At 73.4% G+C, this 16,643-nt stretch carries 18 protein-coding genes; 10 read left to right on the forward strand and 8 right to left on the reverse strand.

What is annotated here, in order from left to right:
- Positions 1-427 (reverse strand): helix-turn-helix domain-containing protein (locus CCN39_RS24635; protein WP_208630362.1); only part of this gene is annotated, 427 nt, incomplete at its 3' end.
- Between the two features lie 87 nt (positions 428-514).
- Between CCN39_RS24635 and folE the strand changes: the two genes are divergently transcribed.
- Positions 515-1,123, forward strand: a complete 609-nt coding sequence (gene folE / locus CCN39_RS24640) for a GTP cyclohydrolase I FolE (RefSeq protein ID WP_086845740.1) — start codon at positions 515-517, stop codon at positions 1,121-1,123.
- On the opposite strand, the gene CCN39_RS24645 is transcribed toward folE, so the two are convergent.
- A complete protein-coding gene (locus CCN39_RS24645) occupies positions 1,113-1,805 on the reverse strand; it encodes a TetR/AcrR family transcriptional regulator (RefSeq protein ID WP_208630364.1) in 693 nt (230 codons plus the stop codon). The two genes, folE and CCN39_RS24645, sit on opposite strands and share 11 nt — an antisense overlap.
- 53 nt (positions 1,806-1,858) lie before the next feature.
- On the opposite strand from CCN39_RS24645, the gene CCN39_RS24650 reads away from it, so the two are divergent.
- Positions 1,859-2,317, forward strand: a complete 459-nt coding sequence (locus tag CCN39_RS24650) for a DUF1772 domain-containing protein (RefSeq protein ID WP_086845742.1) — start codon at positions 1,859-1,861, stop codon at positions 2,315-2,317.
- On the opposite strand, the gene CCN39_RS24655 is transcribed toward CCN39_RS24650, so the two are convergent.
- The 4 genes from CCN39_RS24655 to CCN39_RS24670 all read right to left on the reverse strand — a co-directional run bounded on the left by CCN39_RS24655 (position 2,314) and on the right by CCN39_RS24670 (position 5,591).
- Positions 2,314-2,787 carry a hypothetical protein gene (locus tag CCN39_RS24655; RefSeq protein ID WP_244210984.1) on the reverse strand — a complete coding sequence of 158 codons (474 nt, stop codon included), beginning with the start codon at positions 2,785-2,787 and terminating at the stop codon, positions 2,314-2,316. The genes CCN39_RS24650 and CCN39_RS24655 overlap by 4 nt on opposite strands.
- Positions 2,788-2,858: 71 nt before the next feature.
- The gene (locus CCN39_RS24660) at positions 2,859-3,518 is read right to left on the reverse strand and encodes a response regulator (protein WP_086845744.1); all 660 of its coding nucleotides are present in this window, start codon (positions 3,516-3,518) and stop codon (positions 2,859-2,861) included.
- A complete protein-coding gene (locus CCN39_RS24665) occupies positions 3,515-5,017 on the reverse strand; it encodes a GAF domain-containing sensor histidine kinase (RefSeq protein WP_086845769.1) in 1,503 nt (500 codons plus the stop codon). Before CCN39_RS24665 ends, CCN39_RS24660 begins: the two co-directional genes overlap by 4 nt.
- A gap of 166 nt (positions 5,018-5,183) precedes the next feature.
- The gene (locus CCN39_RS24670; protein WP_086845745.1) at positions 5,184-5,591 is read right to left on the reverse strand and encodes a pyridoxamine 5'-phosphate oxidase family protein; all 408 of its coding nucleotides are present in this window, start codon (positions 5,589-5,591) and stop codon (positions 5,184-5,186) included.
- 242 nt (positions 5,592-5,833) lie between these two features.
- Here CCN39_RS24670 and CCN39_RS24675 point away from each other — a divergent pair, with 242 nt between their 5' ends.
- The 7 genes from CCN39_RS24675 (at position 5,834) to CCN39_RS24700 (ending at position 13,167) form a co-directional block, all read left to right on the forward strand.
- Positions 5,834-6,448 carry a sigma-70 family RNA polymerase sigma factor gene (locus CCN39_RS24675; protein ID WP_086845747.1) on the forward strand — a complete coding sequence of 205 codons (615 nt, stop codon included), beginning with the start codon at positions 5,834-5,836 and terminating at the stop codon, positions 6,446-6,448.
- A gap of 492 nt (positions 6,449-6,940) precedes the next feature.
- Positions 6,941-8,371, forward strand: a complete 1,431-nt coding sequence (locus CCN39_RS24680; protein ID WP_086845749.1) for a DUF1996 domain-containing protein — start codon at positions 6,941-6,943, stop codon at positions 8,369-8,371.
- 61 nt (positions 8,372-8,432) lie between these two features.
- A complete protein-coding gene (locus tag CCN39_RS24685) occupies positions 8,433-8,783 on the forward strand; it encodes an MmcQ/YjbR family DNA-binding protein (RefSeq protein WP_086845751.1) in 351 nt (116 codons plus the stop codon).
- A 232-nt stretch (positions 8,784-9,015) separates the two neighbouring features.
- Positions 9,016-9,150 carry a hypothetical protein gene (locus CCN39_RS52610; RefSeq protein ID WP_268747407.1) on the forward strand — a complete coding sequence of 45 codons (135 nt, stop codon included), beginning with the start codon at positions 9,016-9,018 and terminating at the stop codon, positions 9,148-9,150.
- A gap of 88 nt (positions 9,151-9,238) precedes the next feature.
- Positions 9,239-11,419: a YcaO-like family protein gene (locus CCN39_RS24690; protein ID WP_086845754.1), complete on the forward strand. Its 2,181-nt coding sequence runs from the start codon at positions 9,239-9,241 to the stop codon at positions 11,417-11,419.
- Positions 11,420-11,429: 10 nt separating this feature from the next.
- A complete protein-coding gene (locus tag CCN39_RS24695; protein ID WP_086845756.1) occupies positions 11,430-12,662 on the forward strand; it encodes an MDR family MFS transporter in 1,233 nt (410 codons plus the stop codon).
- Positions 12,655-13,167, forward strand: coding sequence for a GNAT family N-acetyltransferase (locus tag CCN39_RS24700; protein WP_086845758.1), 513 nt, complete (start codon positions 12,655-12,657; stop codon positions 13,165-13,167). Before CCN39_RS24695 ends, CCN39_RS24700 begins: the two co-directional genes overlap by 8 nt.
- Here CCN39_RS24700 and CCN39_RS24705 read toward each other — a convergent pair.
- Positions 13,122-14,933, reverse strand: coding sequence for a S8 family serine peptidase (locus tag CCN39_RS24705; protein WP_086845759.1), 1,812 nt, complete (start codon positions 14,931-14,933; stop codon positions 13,122-13,124). The two genes, CCN39_RS24700 and CCN39_RS24705, sit on opposite strands and share 46 nt — an antisense overlap.
- A gap of 61 nt (positions 14,934-14,994) precedes the next feature.
- On the reverse strand, positions 14,995-15,273 hold the full coding sequence (locus tag CCN39_RS24710; RefSeq protein WP_143264135.1) for a hypothetical protein: 279 nt from the start codon (positions 15,271-15,273) through the stop codon (positions 14,995-14,997).
- Between the two features lie 238 nt (positions 15,274-15,511).
- Between CCN39_RS24710 and CCN39_RS24715 the strand changes: the two genes are divergently transcribed.
- Complete coding sequence (locus CCN39_RS24715) at positions 15,512-16,561, forward strand: T6SS phospholipase effector Tle1-like catalytic domain-containing protein (RefSeq protein ID WP_086845763.1); 1,050 nt, start codon at positions 15,512-15,514, stop codon at positions 16,559-16,561.
- Positions 16,562-16,643: the final 82 nt, after the last annotated feature.

Consider the following 16,643-nt stretch of genomic DNA (forward strand, 5'->3'; position numbering starts at 1 on the left):
CCTGACGCGCTGCGCCCGCGAGCAGGGGGCGGAGCTGGCCGCGGGCGCAGCGCGTCAGGATCTCCCGTGGCGAACCGCCGGTTTCGTCCGCCTGCTCCACCGCCGCCGCCAGGAGCCGGCCCGCCAGCTCGTACTGGCGCTCGGGCAGCGAGACGCTCACCTGCCGGTCGGAGCGCCGGTACAACTTCGCCGGACGGCCCGCGCCCGGCCCGCTCCGGCCCGTCCGGCGCTCGTGGCCGACCGCCAGCAGCCGCTCCGCCACCAGACGGTCGAGGTGGAACGCGACCGTCGCGCGGGGCACGCCGAGGGCGGCGGCCACGTCGTCGCGGCTCACCGGTTCCGGGCGGCGGACCACATACTCGTACAACCGGCGCCGGGTCGGCTCGTCGAGTGCGGCGACCGCGGCCAGCGCCTGAGGCTCCTGCATCACCGCATTCTAAAACAAATGCCTGTTGACGAAAACCCCGGGAGCTTCTAACGTCGGTCTGTCTTGATTTTAGAAGGAGGCGCCCCAGTGACCGTCGAACCGATCCCGTTGCGGCACCTCGGTGTCGTCCCCGACCGCGACGCCGTCGACCTGCACGCGGCCGAGCGCGCGGTCGCCGACCTGCTGCGGGCCCTCGGGAAGGACCCGTCGTCGGAACACCTCGGCGACACGCCGCGGCGGGTGGCCCACGCCTACGCGGAAATGCTGCAGCCGCGCGACTTCCGGCTGACGACCTTCCCCAACGACGAGGGTTACGACGAGCTCGTGCTGGCGAAGGGCATCCCGGTGCAGTCGCTGTGCGAACACCACCTGCTGCCCTTCCGCGGCGTCGCGCACGTCGGCTACCTGCCCGGCGAGCGGATCCTCGGCCTGTCCAAGCTCGCCCGCGTCGTCGAGATGTTCGCGCGCGACCTGCAGGTGCAGGAGCGGCTGACCAAGCAGGTGGCGGACTGGCTGCAGGCGCACCTGGACCCGAAGGGCGTCGGCGTGGTGATCGAAGCCGAGCACCTGTGCATGTCCCTGCGCGGCGTGCGGGCCGGCGGCGCGCAGACCGTGACGTCGTCGCTGCACGGCCTGCTGCGCGAGGAACCCAAGACGCGGCAGGAGTTCTTCGCCCTGACCGGGGTCAGCGCCTGACGTCGTGACCGGCGAGCCCCGCCAGGCCGGTCTCGATCAGCCGGGCCGCGGCGCGCACGTCGGCGGTGACCGCTCGACGGACCTGGTCCGGGGTGCGCTCGCCCTCGAGGCTCCGGTTCAGCGCCGCGGACTGGACCCGCCAGAGTCCCAGCAGGGCGGTCGCCGCGATCTGGCACTGCGGGTCGTCGGCGGCGCGGCCGGTCCGGGCGGCCAGCGCCTCGGCCGCGACCGCCTCCAGTTGCTCGGTCGTGTCCCGGTGGTGCGCACGCAGCGCAGGCGTCGACCGGACCAGCGCGGCGAACGCCCGGAGCCGGCCGCTCGCCTCGGCCGAATCCGGCTGGGCGGCCCACCAGGACAGCAGGGCGGCCAGCTCACCGTCCAGGATGTCCAGCACCGCTTCGACGGGCGTGCGGCCGGCCCGGGCCAGCCCGGTGCGCAGCGCGGCCACCGTCGCTTCGGACCGGTCGAGGATCAGCGCTTCCTTGCTGGGGAAGTGGTTGAAGACGGTCTTCTCCGACACCTCGCAGGCCGCGGCGATCTCGGCGACGCGGACCGCGTCGAAACCGCGCTCGAGGAACATCGCGGTGGCGGTGTCGGTCAGCCGCCGGCGCAGCTGCCGCTTCTTGCGCTCCCGCAGCCCCTCCGTGCCGGAGGTCTCCCAGTCCACCGTGGGCAGGCTCATGCGCCCACTGTAGGACGTTGCGCCGATAAGTTCAGTGACTGTAATCTTTCAGCGTGAGCACCTTTGTGCAGTACGCCGCGCTGTTCCTGATCGGGGTCCTCGCCGGCGAAGAGCTGATCGTCCGGTACGGCCTCCACCCGGCGCTGTCCCGGTTGGACGATCACGCGCACCTGCTGGCCCGCCAGGCCCTGGTGCGCCGCCTGCGGGTGGTGGTACCGATCGTGATGCTCCCGGCGGCCGCGCTCGCCGGGGCCGCGCTCGTGGTGGTCACCGGCCCCGGCCTCGCGCTGCGGTGGGCGACCCTCCTCGCGATGGCCGGGTTCCTGCTGCTGTCGTTCCTCGGCACGGTCCCGATCAACATCGAGGTCGACGGCTGGCGAGCGGACGCACCCCCGCCCGGCTGGCAGGCGGTGATCCGCCGCTGGGCCCGCCTCGACGTCTTCCGCTCGACGGCGGCGGCCACCGCGTTCCTGTTCGCCGTGCTCGCCGTCGCGCAGGCGCGGGCGAGCTAGTCTTCCCGCCGGTGCCGTCCACGACGGACACCGGCGAGGGCGCGGACCCGGTGCACCAGGTCGCCGCGGCGCTCGCGGTGGGCGTACTCCAGCAGCGCCTCCACCTGGTCCCGCGGCAGCCAGCCGCAGTCCGCGCCCGTCTCCAGGCGCAGCAGGTGGGTCACCAGCTCGCGGGACTCCTCGTCGTGCTCGCCCGCGAGTTCCGCGAACCGGCGGGCCGCCTCCGCCTCGCCGTCGCACCACGCCGTCATCGCCAGGAGCGTTGCCGTCGCCGTCATGATGTCGCCGCGGTGGACGCCTCCCTCCGCCGCCAGGTGCTCCGCCAGCTGGAAGCTGCGGGTGCCGACGCCGCCCGCCCCCTCGCGGCGCACCGCGTCCGCGAGTGCCCTGATCTGCCGCGTGACATAGTCCCCGCCCGACAACCCCGCCATGTCGTCCCCTCTGCCGGCGCACGCCACTTCGTGCGTCACCCGACAGGTGTACTCCATCGGGGGCTGGATACGTCGGACGCCCCACCGGTTTCGTCCGATCGGTCAGGAATTCAGCCCGATCGCCCGGGTTCGGCCCGCCGCTGGGACATGTAGACCGCCGCCGAGGTGCGCCGCTCGACGCCGAGCTTGTGCAGCACCGAGGAGACGTAGTTCTTCACCGTCTTCTCGGCCAGGAACAGCCGCTCGGCGATCTGGCGGTTGGTCAGGCCCTCCGCCACCAGGTCCAGCACCCGCCGCTCCTGCGGGCTGAGCTGCTCGTACCGCGGGTCGGGGGCCACGACGTTCTCGCCGCGCAGCTTGTTCATCACCGACGCGGTGAGCGTGGCGTCCAGCAGCGAGCCGCCCGCGGCGACCGTGCGGACGGCCTCGACCAGCGACCGGCCGGACACCTGCTTGAGCATGTAGCCGGCCGCGCCCGCCATGATCGCGCCGAACAGCGCCTCGTCGTCCGAATAGGACGTCAGCATCAGGCACGCCGGCGGCGGGTCCACGGTGGACCGGATCTCCCGGCACACCGCCACGCCCTCGCCGTCGGGCAGCCGGACGTCGAGGACGGCCACGTCCGGGCGGGCCTGCGGGATCCGCACCAGCGCCTCGGCCGCCGTCCCCGCCTCGCCGACCACCTCGATGTCGGCTTCGGGCTCGAAGACGGTCTTCAGCCCGGTCCGGACCAGCTCGTGGTCGTCCAGCAGGAACACTCCGATCGTCATCGTCCACTCCCCTGCTCGCCGGTCGCCGCCGGCAGTTCCGCCGTCCATTCCAGCCGGGCCCCGCCGCCCTCGCCCGCCGCCAGCACGCAGTGGCCGCTCCACCGGGCCGCCCGCGAGGCGAGGTTGGCCAGGCCGCTGATCCGGCCCGCCTCCGGCGGCGGGCCGGTTCCGTCGTCACGCACCACCAGCCTCAGCCGCCGGCCGAGCCGGTCCACGGTGACCTCGACCGACGACGACTTCGCGCCGGCGTGCCGGGCGATGTTCGTCAGCGCTTCCCGCAGCGACGCGATCAGGTCGGAGCGGACCGCGTCCGGCACCGCGGCGTCCAGCGGCCCGTCGAACCCGACGCGCGGCTCGAAGCCGAGCGCGTCCCGGGCGTCCACGGCCACCCGCAGCAGTTCCGCGCGGAGGCTGCCCTGCGCCTGCGCGGGCGCCTGGAGCGAGAAGATGCTGTTGCGGATCTCCCGGATCGTGCCGTCGAGGTCCTGGGCGAACCCGGCCACCCGCGCGGCGACCCCGGTGTCGGCGATCAGCCTGCTGACGCCCTCCAGCCCGAGCCCGGTCGCGAAGAGCCGCTGGATGACCAGGTCGTGCAGGTCGCGGGCGATCCGGTCGCGGTCGGAGAACACCGCCAGCTGCTGGCGCGCCTCCTGCGCCCGGGAGAACTCGACGGCGAGCGCGGCGTGCCCGGCGAACGTCTCGGCCAGCTGGACGTCGGAGTCGGTGAACGGCGAGCGGTCGCGGAACTTCGCGACCACCAGCACCCCGAGGGTCTCCTCGCCGACGATCAGCGGGACCGAGATCGCCGAGTCGAGGTCCTTGATCATCGCCGGCATCGGCCCGTCGTGGTTGCGCTGCTGTTCCTGCACGCGCTCGCCGTAGTCGCGGACCACGACCGGGCGCCGGGTGGTGAAGGCCATCCCGGTGGCGGTGCCCTCGGTCGGGACGGTCAGGCCGGTGAGCCGGTCGGCGTCCTCGCCCGGCGGCTCGACGACGTCGAACACGAGCCGGCCGGGGCCGTCGGGCCGGGCGATCGCGCCGGCCGTACCCCCGGCGACGACGCGGGCGCGTTCGGCGACCAGCCGGAGCGTGTCCCGCAGGTTCTGGGCCGCGAGCAGGGCGCGGGTGACGTCGTAGGAGGCCTCGAGCCAGCGTTCGCGGCGGCGCATCTGGTCGACGAGCAGCGCCTTCTCGACGGCCATCCCGGTGGCCGCGGTCAGCGCGCCGAGCACCTCGCGTTCCCGGCGGGCGAACTCCCCGCCGTCCGCGGGCTCGACGGTCAGGGTCCCGAACGTCTGCGTGCCCACCCGGACCGGCAGCTCGAGCGCGCCGGGCCCGAGCGCGCCCCGGCCGTATTCGGCCGTCCCGTTCTCGGCCAGGTCCAGCCGCCCGCGCCGGGCGCCGACCAGCTCGCACGCCGCCGTCACCGCGCGGGCCAGCAGTGCCGGCAGCTCCAGCTCGCGGGCGATGCCGCCCACGGCCGCCAGGATCGCCGGCATGCTGATTTCGTCCGCCACGTCCCGTCGACCCCGCTGGTTCCGCCCGAATCCCGGGCCTGCCCCGGGCCGTCAAGGGTCCCACAGGCCACTGCCCGTGTCGGCCCAATCCGGTTCGTCCATCCGGTGGGTCGATGACGGGCGCCGCTCCGTTACGGCAATCGGGAGATCACTCCGCGTGGCAGGCGATGCGGTGACCGCTGATGGTCTCCGCCGGGACGCGCAGGAACCGGTGGCTCACGCGGGCGGGCGCCGGGCACGGGCAGGGAAGCTCACCGAGGTCGACGGCACCGGACTCGGTGGCGCGCCCCAGCAGGCTGACGTACCAGCCGGCGCCCAGGTCGGCGGCGAACTCGTCGGCTTCGAAGGCGACGACCGCGTCGCACGCGCCCGCGTACAGGGGGCTCCCGGGCGTGACGGCGAACACCACGGCGTCGTCGACCACGGTGAAGCGCACCGGACGCACCGCCGGCATGGCCCGGTGGGTGTAGATCACCCGGCCGAGGCTCGCCGTCCGGAGCAAGGCGAGGCACTGCTGCCGGTCGAGCAGCAGCCCGAAGCCCACGTCGTCCACCATCTCGTCCCTGTGTTTCTCCTGTGAATTACCCGGCCACCAGCGTGATCGGTGCACCCGGTACGCCGATAGGGCCGTTCGGCCCGGCCGCCCGCGACGGCGGCGGCACGCACATCCGGGCCGGTTCGGCCAGGGCCGGAAGACCCGGTTCGGGACGGCCGCCCGGCCGGTGTGGCGGCCACGCGCAGTCACCTAGCGTCGTGACCGTCCGTTGCGATCTTCAGCAAAGAGGGGGTGAGCGCCCGATGCCGCCGCACTCCGCCGAGGGACGTTCCACGCCCACGGCGACGTTCTCCCTCGATCCGGCGCTCGTCCGGTCGGCGGTGCAGGGCAACCGCGCCGCGGTCGCCGGGTTGCTGCGCGCGCTGCGGCCGATCGTCTTCCGCTACTGCCTCGGCCGGCTGCGCACCTGGCAGGACGGTTCGTCGGACGCCGAGGACTGCGCACAGGACGTGCTGCTGGCGATCGTCCGCGCGCTGCCGGGGTACCGCCTCGATCCCGACGGTTTCGTGCCGTTCGTCTTCGGCATCGCCGCGCACAAGGTGTCCGACTTCCACCGCCGCCGGGCGCGCGACCGCACCAGCCCGGTCGCCGAACCTCCGGCCGGCCGCTCCGGCGGCTCCGACCCGACGGGCGAGGAGGTCGAACGGTCCGCGGCGCTCGACTGGTCGTCCGGGCTGCTCGACACGCTCCCGCCACGCCAGCGGGAAATCCTGGTGCTGCGGATCATCCTCGGCATGACGGCCGAGGAAACGGCGGCCGCGGTCGGCCTCGGCAGCGCCGGCGCGGTGCGCGTCGCCCAGCACCGTGCCCTCGCGACCCTGCGGCGCAGTCTGCTCGCGCACAAAGGGGCGTCCTGACGACTTCGCCGTGAATGGAAACCGGCGCCGCCATTCCCGCATTTCACGGCAATTCTCGGCACCGCCCGCACTGCGGGCATTCGACCGGTCTCACCGGGGGATACGGATGCCGGTTCACTTCGGTTCAAAGTTTTTTCCACGAGCCGGTCGCTCGCGGCAAATCCGCAGGTCAGGCGACCCTTTCGCTACAGAGGCGGGAACCCGGCCTGACGCGTTGTAACTGTCGAAAAGAACTTCTTGCCCGGTGTCAAGCGACCGTGTAGCTTCCATAACGGAACGATAACCAGCCGGTTGACGGCGCGGCCACGGGCAGGTGGGCGCGCACCCACTGATGTCGGGTCAGTGGACCAGCCGGGCATCGTGTCCTGCCGACCGTTTCGCAAGAACCCGCAAGCAAACCCGTGACAGAACCCCGCCTGTTCGGGACGAGCCTGGGCTCGTACCCGTTCAGTGTCGCGCGTTCCCGCCAGCCCGACACCGGAGGATTTTCCCATGTCCCGCACCCAAGGACGGCATCGCCTTTCCCGCCGGACGAAGATCGCGACCGGCGGTCTCGCCCTCGCGATCGCCGTCGGCGGCATCGTCGTCGCGACGACCACCGGCAACACCGGTGAAGCCAGCGCCGACGAGGCCAACCCCGCCTTCTTCGTCGACATCCTGAAGGTGAAGCCGAACCAGTTCGACCCGCGCCCGGTCACCGGCGCGTCGACGGGGACGTTCACCGTCGACTGCGGCCGCAACGAGAACCAGCACTTCAACCCGGACAACTTCATCGCCCAGCCCGGCGTCCGCAACGGCGCCCAGCACCTGCACGACTACGTCGGCAACCTGTCGACGAACGCCGACTCGAACAACAAGAGCCTGGTCAAGGCCGGGACCACCTGCAAGAACGGCGACAAGTCCGCCTACTTCTGGCCCGTGGTCCGGATCGACACCGGCGAAGAGGAGAAGAACGAGCCCGCCAAGGTCCCCGACGGCGACCGGGCGCAGGCCGACCGCGAGGCGAAGACCGTCCAGGTCGCGTGCCCGGACGTCGCCAGCAAGCTCACCGACATCCCCGACCAGGCCATGGCCGAAGTGGACGGCAACCTGGACCAGCTCGACAGCCAGGCCGACGAGGCCAACCAGCGCATCGCCGCGACGCAGGGCCAAGGCGGGCAGGACTTCGTGCGCAACGCGATCCTGAACCCGCTCAAGGACCGCCGCGCCGCGATCATCGACCGGATCCTCACCGCCATCGGCCGGTTCACGCAGAAGCCGGGCGACCTCGGCGGCCTCGCGCCGTGCACGACCAAGCCGGGCAAGGACACCGGCACGCCGACACCGCCCCCGAGCACCACCGCCGGCGGCGCGCTGCCCGGGCAGGACGAGAACAACGAGCTGCCCGGCAACGACGGCAAGATCCTGCGCCCGCAGAAGGTGCAGCTCACCTTCCGCGGCAGCCCGGTCGGGAAGGTCGTGGCGATGCCGCGCTTCCTGCGCGTGCTCTACGGCGACGCGAAGGTCTCGACCAACGGCCCCGCGAACGCCAAGGCGAGCTGGACCTGCACCGGCTTCGAGAACCGCCTGGTCGACAAGTACCCGATCTGCCCGCAGGGCAGCAAGGTCAAGCGGGTCCACACGTTCCCGAGCTGCTGGGACGGCAAGAACACCGACAGCGCCAACCACCGCACGCACATCGTGTTCCCGGACCAGTTCGGCCGGTGCGGCAAGGGGTTCAAGGCCGTGCCGCAGCTGCAGATCTCGCTGACCTACGACATCCCGCGGGACATCCAGCTCAAGAAGCAGTACAAAGTGGACGCTTTCCCGCAGGAGAAGCACAACCCGCTGTCCGACCACGACGACTTCGCCAACGTGATGTCGCAGCGGATCATGAACGGCCTGGTGAACTGCGTGAACCGCGGCCGGACCTGCCGGGCGTGACCGGCGGACCGGCGGCGCACCCGGGGATGGTGCGCCGCCGGTTCCGCGGGAGAATCACCCGATGGTCACCGGTGCCGACGTCCGCGCGTTCGCGGCCACCCTCCCGCGCGCCTACGAGGCGATCGTGCGCGACCGGATCAAGTTCCGGGTGGGACAGATCGTGTTCGTGGCCCTGTCCGCGGACGAAACCCTGATGGGCTTCGCCTTTCCCCGCGAGCAGCGGGAAGCGCTGATCGCGGCCGAACCCGGCAAGTTCCTCTTGCCCGAGCCCGCGGACCTGCGGTTCCGGTGGATCCGGTGCCGCCTCGCGGCGATCGACGAAGCCGAGATGCGCGAGCTGGTCGTGGAGGCATGGCGGATGTGCGTGCCGAAGAAGGTCTCGACCGCGTACCTGGAGACCCACCCGCTCTGACCGCCACCCGATCGATCGTGAAGGCCTCCTCGCCGGCGCTGCCGGTGGGGAGGCCTTTCGCCGTGGTGGCCCGGGTGTCCCTCCGGCACGGGCCATGAGGAACGCACGGGCCCGAGGTGCGTACCGCATTCCGGAAGACGTCGGGACGCCCGCCCGGGACCCATTCTTGGTGGCGTCACCCCCGACCCGGTGGCGCCGCCGGGAACCACTCCACATCCCTTCAGGAGGAAGCATGATCTCGACCTTCGAGCGCCCCTCGGCCGTCGTCGTCCACAACCGCGCCGTGGTCCACAACCGCGCGGTCGTCCACAACCGTGCTGTGGTCCACAACCGCGCCGTCGTGCACAACCGCGCCTCCGCCAAGTAGCCACGGCCAAGCCGCCGGCGTGCCGCGGCCCCGCCCCGGGGCCGCGGCACGGCCATGTCCGGCCCGTTTCCCGACCGAGGGGTCCGCCATGCCTGACGACGTCCGCCCGCAGCTGACCGGGGTCGAACTCCACGACCTCGAACCCGGGCTGTGCCTGCTCATCACGCCGAACGGCGGCCAGTTCTCGATCACCGCCCCGGTGCGGGAGTTCCGGGCGTGGGTCGGCCGGTGCGACGGCACCCGCACCCGCGAAGAGCTGCTGGCCGGGATGAACCCCGACTACGCGGAGGTGCTCGACGTCCTCGAAGCGGACGGCTGCCTGCGCGCGGGCCGGGACGAGGAAGCCGGCGCCCGCCGCCTCGCCGCGACCACGGTGCTGCTCACCGGCGCGGCCGAGCTGACCGAACCCCTCGCGGACCTCCTCGCGCCGTCCGGCTACGCGCGGATCGCCCCGCTCACCGGCCTCGACCAGCCGTTCCCGGTGGATCCGGCGGACACCGTCGTCGTCGCCGCGTTCGCCCATCCGGCCTATGCGGAACTCACCGCGCTGGCTGCGTTCTGCGCCGAGCGCGGGGTGCGGTTCCTGCCCTTCCGGTGTGAACGCGGCCAGGGGATCGCCGGGCCCGCCGTCACCCCCGGCCTCGGCCCCGACTTCGCCGACGTGCTGGCCCGCCGCCGGTCCGCCGCCCTCGACCCGCGCGTGCTCGACGCCTTCGCCGCCGCCGGCGCCCCGCCCGGCCCGCGGTTCCGGCCCGGGGAAACCCGCTGGCTGCTCACCGCGCTCGCCGTCCAGCTCGAACGCTGGGCCCGCGGTGCGCCCGCCGAGACCACGACCGGGGAGCTCGAGCTCGATCCCGGCCGGCTCACGGTGCTCCCCCGCCCCGTGCTGCCGGTGCCCGACCGGCCCCGGCCGGTGGTGGCGCACGGGCCGCGGCCCGACCTGCTCGTCGACGACCGCACGGGGATCGTGACCGCGGTCCACGAGCTGCCCGCCGCCCCGGGCATGCCCGCCCGGCTGCGGGTGTGCGCGGTCGACGTCGCCGACATGCGGCGGGTCGCCGACTGGCCCAACGACCGCCAGGCCTTCGGCACGTCGTGGCACGACTTCGAGCTCGCCCGCGACTCCGCGATCGGCGAGGCCGTGGAACGCTACTGCGGCAGCTGGCTCCCGCCGGAGCGCCGGATCCGCCACGCCAGCTACGACCGGCTGCGCCGCGACGGCGTCCCGGCGCTCGACCCGCGCCGCCTGAACCTCTACTCGCCACGCCAGTACCGGACCGCGGGCTTCCCGTTCGCGCCGCTCACCACCGACGTCGAATGCGCGTGGGTGGAGGGGTTTTCACACACGACGGAGGAGCCGATCTGGGTGCCGGCCTGCCTCGTCTCGGCCGACGCCGACGACAGCGGCGCCCGGTTCACCGACCCGCTGATCGCCGGGCTCGCCGGCGGCACCAGCATGGAGCACGCCGTCACCTCCGGCCTCGAAGAGGTGCTGGAGCGCGACACGACCATGCTCTGGTGGGCCAACACGCCCCGGCTGCGCCGGCTGCCCGTCCCGGAGGCGATCCGGGCGCTGATCGCCGACACCGCCGACACCTACGACGTCACCCTCATCCCGCTGGACAACGAGTTCGCCGTCCCGATCGTCGCCGCCGCGGTGTTCGACCGGACCCGGCGCTGGCTGTCGATCGGGTTCGCGACCCGGCCCGACGCGGTCGCCGCGGCCGAGAAGGCGCTCGCCGAAGGGTTCACCCTGCAGCACACCTGCCTCGCCCTCGACGACGAGCGCGAGCTGGGCGCGATGCAGGCCGACCTGCCGCACCTGGGCAACCTCAAGCCCTACCGCGCCGACCGGCGCTACCTCGACTCCTACCGCGAGGACTTCGCCGACGTCGTGGACCTGCTGTGCCAGCAGCAGGTCTACCTCGACCCACGGGCCGCAGCCCGGGTGGCGCCGTGGGTGCGCGACCTGGCGGAACGCAGCTGGGACGGCCTGCCGTCGCTCGGCGAGCGACGGCTCAAGGCCTACCAGGAGCGCGTCGAGGCACGCGGGTTCGAGGTGATCGGTGTCGACCTCACCACCCGGGACGTCGAGGCCGCCGGGTTCCACGCCGCCCACACGCTGGTGCCGGGGCTGGTGTCGAACTTCCCGGCCGGCTTCCCGTACTGGGGCGACGGCCGGATCCGCCGCGCGGCGGTCGACCTCGGCTGGCGGGCCGAGCCCCTGCCCGAAGAGCGGCTCAACGTCTTCCCGCTCCCCCACGCCTGAGGAGCCCGGGATGGCCGTCACCGAACTGCTCGGGCTGCCCCGGACCCGGGGCCGCCTGCCGCTGGTCGCCGCACAGGGTGTCGACGCGCTCGGCACCGGCCTGTTCCTGCCCTTCGCCGTCGTGTACTTCCACGCGGCCAAGGGAATCCCGCTGACCGCGGTCGGCGCCGCGCTCTCCGCCGCGGCGCTGCTCGCGCTGCCGTCGGGGCCGTTCGCCGGTCCGCTGGTGGACCGCTTCGGCCCGCGGCGGATCGTGCTCGCCGCGAACCTGCTGCGGGTGGCGACCTTCACCGGGTACGTCTTCGCCGGGTCGCTGTGGCAGCTGGTGGTGCTGGCCGCGCTGACGTTCTGGGGCGAAGGGCTGTTCTGGCCGGCGTCCGGGGCGCTGGTCGCGCAGGTGGCCGACGACGGCCAGCGCGCTCGCTGGTACGCGATGGAACGGACGCTGCGCAACGTCGGCATCGGCCTCGGCGGGCTGGCGGGCAGCGCGCTCGTCATCGCCGGCGGCTACGCCGTGATCGTGGTGCTGAACGCGGCCAGCTTCCTCGTCGCGGCAGCTCTGGTCGCGGCCTGGCGGGGAGGGCGGGCCGGCGCACCACGGGCCGCCCGCGATCCCGCGCGCCGCCAGGGGTACCGGGCCGTGATCGCCGACCGCGCGTTCCGGCGGGTGCTCGTGACGGTGTTCGTCTTCGCCCTGTGCGACCTCGCCTTGACGGTGCTGCTGAGCGCGTACGTGCTCGACGCGCTGCGGCTGCCGGCCTGGCAGCCCGGGGTGCTGTTCGCCCTCAACACGGTCCTCGTGGTGCTCGCGCAGACCGTGGTGGCCCGGCGCGTGGAACGCTTCGGCAAGCCTCGGACGCTGCAGGTCGCGGCGATGGTGTGGGCGGTGGCCTTCCTGCTGTTCGCGGCCGGGCCGCTGGCCGCGCCGCTGCCGGTCTTCGCCGTGCTGACCGTCGCCACCGCCGTGTTCACCGCGGCCGAGCTGCTGCAGGCCCCGACCAGCAGCGCGCTCACCGTCGCGCTGGCGCCGGCCCACCTGCGCGGCCGGTACCTCGGGCTGGAGGAACTGCTGTGGGGGGTGGCCCGGGTGCTGGCCCCGGTGACGTTCACCGCGCTGCTGGCCGCCGGTCCGCAGCTGCCCTGGCTGGTGCTGGCCGGGTCCTGCATGCTGGCGGTGGTCGTCCTCGCGGGCCTGAAGGTGGTTCCGGAAGCGGCCGCGACCCGGGAGACCGCGCATGCCTGACTGGGCCGAGCTCGGCGACGTCTACCTCGACGTCTACCGCGAAGCACCGTACGGCGAAGGCGAAGCCGAGGCGGCCGGGTTCCGCGCGACCGGGGCGCGGCACGCCCGCCTCCCGGGGTTCGCGGTGACCACCGTCCGCCACGGAGCGGGGCTGGGCGGGTTCGCCTACGGGGTCGGCCACGAGGCGGGCTGGTGGCACCCGCGCGCCACGGCGGCCGCCCCGCCGTGGCTGGCCCGGCATCCGGTGTTCTACGTGTACGAACTCGCGGTCCGGCCGGGGCTGCGCGGGCGCGGCCACGGCCGGGACCTGCTCGACCGGCTGCTGGCGGCGCGGCCGGAGCCGTACGCGGTGCTGGCCGCCTCGACCGCGGCGCCGGCGCACGCGCTGTACCGCCGGTGGGGCTGGCAGCCGATCGGCTCCCTCACCCCCGGGCGCTCCGAGCTGCTGGTGCTGCCCCTTCACCCGGACAGGATCGCCGCCGCGTCGAGTTTGCCCCAGCCGTAACGGGGGTTCCAGACCGGGCCGGTTGCCGCGTCCCGGCGGGCCGTGGTGCGGAGGCGCTGCTGGACGTCCTCCGGGGTCAAGGTCGGTTCGTGGGCCAGCATCAACGCCACCAGGCCCGCCACGAACGGCGTCGCCATGCTCGTTCCCTGGATCGTCAGGTAACAGCCGCTCGGGTGCAGGCGGGTCGCGAGGCGGGGGTCGGTGGCGAACTCCGAGTCCTTGCTCAGGGCGGCCGTCACCACCTGGCCCGGGGCCGCGATGTCCGGCTTGAAGCCGCCGATGCGGGTCGGGCCCTGGCTGGAGAACGCCGACAGCGTGTCGACCGGCAACGCCGGCAGCACCGACGGGCCGTTCGGGCCCTCGAAGCTGTTCCGGCTGATCAGCGAGGCCACCGAGATGGCGCGCTCTTCACACGCCGGGATGCCCACCGTGTAGCCGTCGAGCGGCGCGCCCGGGAACATCATCCGGCCGCCCGCGACCGTGCCGGCCCACGCGTGCACTTCGCCGTGGACCACCGAGACCGGGCGGACGCGCACCGTCCAGCGGTCGTCGACGTGGCCGTCGATCAGCAGGAACGTCAGGTTCTGGTCGCGGTTGAGCGGGTTCTCCACGAAGTCGGCCAGGAACGTGCCGTGCGCCGTGGTCACCTCGTCCGGATCCGGCGCGAACCGCGTCCCGTCCGGGGCTTCCACCCAGACGTCGACCACGTCGCCGCGCGGGATCCAGACGTCGCAGTAGAGCAACCCGGTGTCCGCGACGCGCACCGGGAACTCGAGGTCCTGGCCGGCCACCAGCCGGCCCGCGGCGTGGATGCCGTCGTCGCCCTCGTTGCCCGCCGCCACCACGATGATCCGGCCGGGCCCGGACGCGCGGGCGATCTCGTTCTCCAGCGCCGATGTGCCGTCGTGCGCGCCGAAGTGCGTCCCGCTGCTCAGGCTGAGCACGCACGGCCGGTCGCCGGCGAGCTCGAACGCGTCCCGGATGCCCCGGATCGTGTGCACGTCCAGCAGCGGTTCGCTGCGCATCGCGTACAACGCCGCCTCGGGCGCGACCCCGCGGAACCGCCCGCCGGCCAGCGCCAGCCCGTTGCCGGCCGCGATCGACGCGCAGTGCGTCCCGTGCCCGCCCGGATCGCCCTGCGGCAGCGCCGCGCCGCCGTCGAGGGCGTCCTGGATCTGCGCGGTGTCGAAGGTGGTGAACTCCGACGCCGGCGCACCCCGCTGGTGGCGGGCCCACACGAACCGCTCGAGCCGCGTCGAACCGTCGGCGAGCCGGAAGTCGTCGTGCGTGTAGTCGACGCCGCTGTCCACGATGGCCAGCAGCACGCCGGCGCCGGTCAGGCCGGCGTGCTCGGGCCGGGCGAGCGTGCCGTCGAGACCGGTGACCGCGCCGCGGGCCTGGTCGAGCCGGGCGAACAGTTCCTTGGGGGCTTCGGCCCGGCGGAGCCACGCCTGGCCGTCCAGTTCGGACAGCCGGTCGACCGGGACGTCGGCGAGCAGGACCGCGTCGCCGCTCGCCTCCGGCGGGGCCGACACCACGGACCCGCCGGCCTGCTCGCACCACGCCGCGGCGGCCGGCAGGGCGCCGGCGGGCACCAGCAGCTTGACCGTCGCCCGGGCGGGGGCGGCCACCTCCCCGGCGGCGGCCATCAGCCCGCCGACGTCCAGGGCACGCGCCCCGACGCCCTGCCCCGGTCCGCCGGTCCGCGCCGCGGCCATCGCTCCGCGCAGCCGCGCGTCCAAGTGGGTGTCACGCCGAGCTTCCATGAGAGCACCTCGTCTCCGGCCGGGCGCCGGAACCGTTCCGGTACCCCGAGGTGCGCGCCGGTCAGCCGGCTCCGAGCTGCCGGAGCTCCCGCGGCGGTTCGACCGCGGCCACCCAGGGCTCCTGCCCGATCCGGCGCAGGACGCCGGGGGTGACCTCGCCGGTCACCGAGCCCGGGCCGCGGTCGGCGACCGCCGTGCCGAGCTCCGCCAGCCGGTCCGCCGCCGGCCCCGGATCGGTGCCGGCACGCAGCCGGACGACGACCGTCCGCCGGGCCTCCCGCTCCGCGCGGCGGGCCCACCGGTCCAGCTCCGGTGCCACGGTTCCGCGCCTGGGCTCCATTTCGCCGAGCCTACGCGGGGTCCCGCCGTCCGGCGCACAACTCACCCCTTGAGTCGGTGGTCCCGCGGGCCGCGTAACGCGGATTCACCCTCATGCGCGCGCCATTTCCGGGCAACGGGAAATCACCGGGCGAGCAAAGATCCGGAAATCGGGAAACGTCACCGGATCGGGTATTCGCGCGGGCGTAACGCGGCACCGGGTGCCGGCGACTCACGAGGGTCCGGACCGGGGAGGAAGCATGGCGAAACGTCTGGTGATCTGCTGCGACGGGACCTGGAACAGTCTCCGCCAGCCGGCCCCGACCAACGTGGGCCAGCTCCAGAAGGTGGTCGCGCCCGCCGATCCGGCCGGCACCGAACAGCGGGTGTACTACCACGAAGGCGTCGGCACCGGAAAGCTGTGGGACCGCGTCACCGGTGGCGCTTTCGGCGTCGGGCTCTCGGCGAACGTCAAGCACGCCTACCGCTTCGTCGCCGAAAACTACGAACCCGGCGACGAACTGTTCTTCTTCGGTTTCAGCCGCGGTGCCTACACCGCGCGCAGCACCGTGGGCTTCATCCGCAACTGCGGCGTCCTGCGCCCCGGCGAGCTCGGCCGGCTCGACGAGGCCTACGGGCTCTACCGCGCCCGCGACCGGGCCACCTCCGGCCCGGACAGCCCGCGGGCCCGCGAGTTCCGCGCGAAGTACGCCCGCGAAGACCGGACGTCCATCCGGTTCGTCGGCGTCTGGGACACCGTCGGCGCACTGGGCATCCCCCTCAGCGGCGGCCGGCTGATCCACCTGCTGAACAAGCGCTGGCAGTTCCACGACATGGAGCTGACCTCGATCGTCCAGGCGGCGTTCCAGGCGCTGGCGGTGGACGAGCACCGCAAGTCGTTCAGCCCGGCCGTGTGGGCCCCGTCGAAGGCGGCCACCGGCCAGGTCCGCGAACAGGTCTGGTTCGCCGGCGCCCATTCCGACGTCGGCGGCGGCTATCAGCAGCCCGCCCTGGCGAACCTCGCCCTCCGGTGGATGGCCGACCGCGCCGAGCAGTGCGGCCTCGCGTTCGAGGAGAACGCCTTCGGACACCTGGCCGCGCGGGACGAACTCGGCGAACTGCACAATTCGCTCAAGAACTTCTTCCGGTGGTTCGGCTCGGCGAACCGCGTGATCGGCCGGGTGGACCCGGCGACGGAGTTCGCGGGGTCGTGCGCGCTGTACCGCAGTGAGCAGATGCAGCCGCCGTACCGGCCCGGGAACCTGCTCACGTACCTGGCGGACCCGGCGCACCGGATCATGAAGGTGTGACACCGGCGCCCCTTACGTCATTCGGCGCAACTTGAGCGAAGGCTGTCACGCCGACCGGGCCACCGCCGATACGCCTCGCGGG

Source organism: Amycolatopsis kentuckyensis, from assembly GCF_002155975.1.
In the GTDB taxonomy this organism is placed as follows: Bacteria; Actinomycetota; Actinomycetes; order Mycobacteriales; family Pseudonocardiaceae; genus Amycolatopsis; species Amycolatopsis kentuckyensis.

Coding starts and splice junctions, on each gene's coding strand:
- CCN39_RS24645 (WP_208630364.1), bottom strand. CDS start 1,805: ATGAGCCTGCCCACGGTGGACTGGGAGACCTCCGGCACGGAGGGGCTG.
- CCN39_RS24660 (WP_086845744.1), bottom strand. CDS start 3,518: ATGACGATCGGAGTGTTCCTGCTGGACGACCACGAGCTGGTCCGGACC.
- CCN39_RS24665 (WP_086845769.1), bottom strand. CDS start 5,017: ATGCCGGCGATCCTGGCGGCCGTGGGCGGCATCGCCCGCGAGCTGGAG.
- CCN39_RS24670 (WP_086845745.1), bottom strand. CDS start 5,591: ATGGTGGACGACGTGGGCTTCGGGCTGCTGCTCGACCGGCAGCAGTGC.
- CCN39_RS24675 (WP_086845747.1), top strand. CDS start 5,834: ATGCCGCCGCACTCCGCCGAGGGACGTTCCACGCCCACGGCGACGTTC.
- CCN39_RS24680 (WP_086845749.1), top strand. CDS start 6,941: ATGTCCCGCACCCAAGGACGGCATCGCCTTTCCCGCCGGACGAAGATC.
- CCN39_RS24685 (WP_086845751.1), top strand. CDS start 8,433: ATGGTCACCGGTGCCGACGTCCGCGCGTTCGCGGCCACCCTCCCGCGC.
- CCN39_RS52610 (WP_268747407.1), top strand. CDS start 9,016: ATGATCTCGACCTTCGAGCGCCCCTCGGCCGTCGTCGTCCACAACCGC.
- CCN39_RS24690 (WP_086845754.1), top strand. CDS start 9,239: ATGCCTGACGACGTCCGCCCGCAGCTGACCGGGGTCGAACTCCACGAC.
- CCN39_RS24695 (WP_086845756.1), top strand. CDS start 11,430: ATGGCCGTCACCGAACTGCTCGGGCTGCCCCGGACCCGGGGCCGCCTG.
- CCN39_RS24700 (WP_086845758.1), top strand. CDS start 12,655: ATGCCTGACTGGGCCGAGCTCGGCGACGTCTACCTCGACGTCTACCGC.
- CCN39_RS24705 (WP_086845759.1), bottom strand. CDS start 14,933: ATGGAAGCTCGGCGTGACACCCACTTGGACGCGCGGCTGCGCGGAGCG.
- CCN39_RS24710 (WP_143264135.1), bottom strand. CDS start 15,273: ATGGAGCCCAGGCGCGGAACCGTGGCACCGGAGCTGGACCGGTGGGCC.
- CCN39_RS24715 (WP_086845763.1), top strand. CDS start 15,512: ATGGCGAAACGTCTGGTGATCTGCTGCGACGGGACCTGGAACAGTCTC.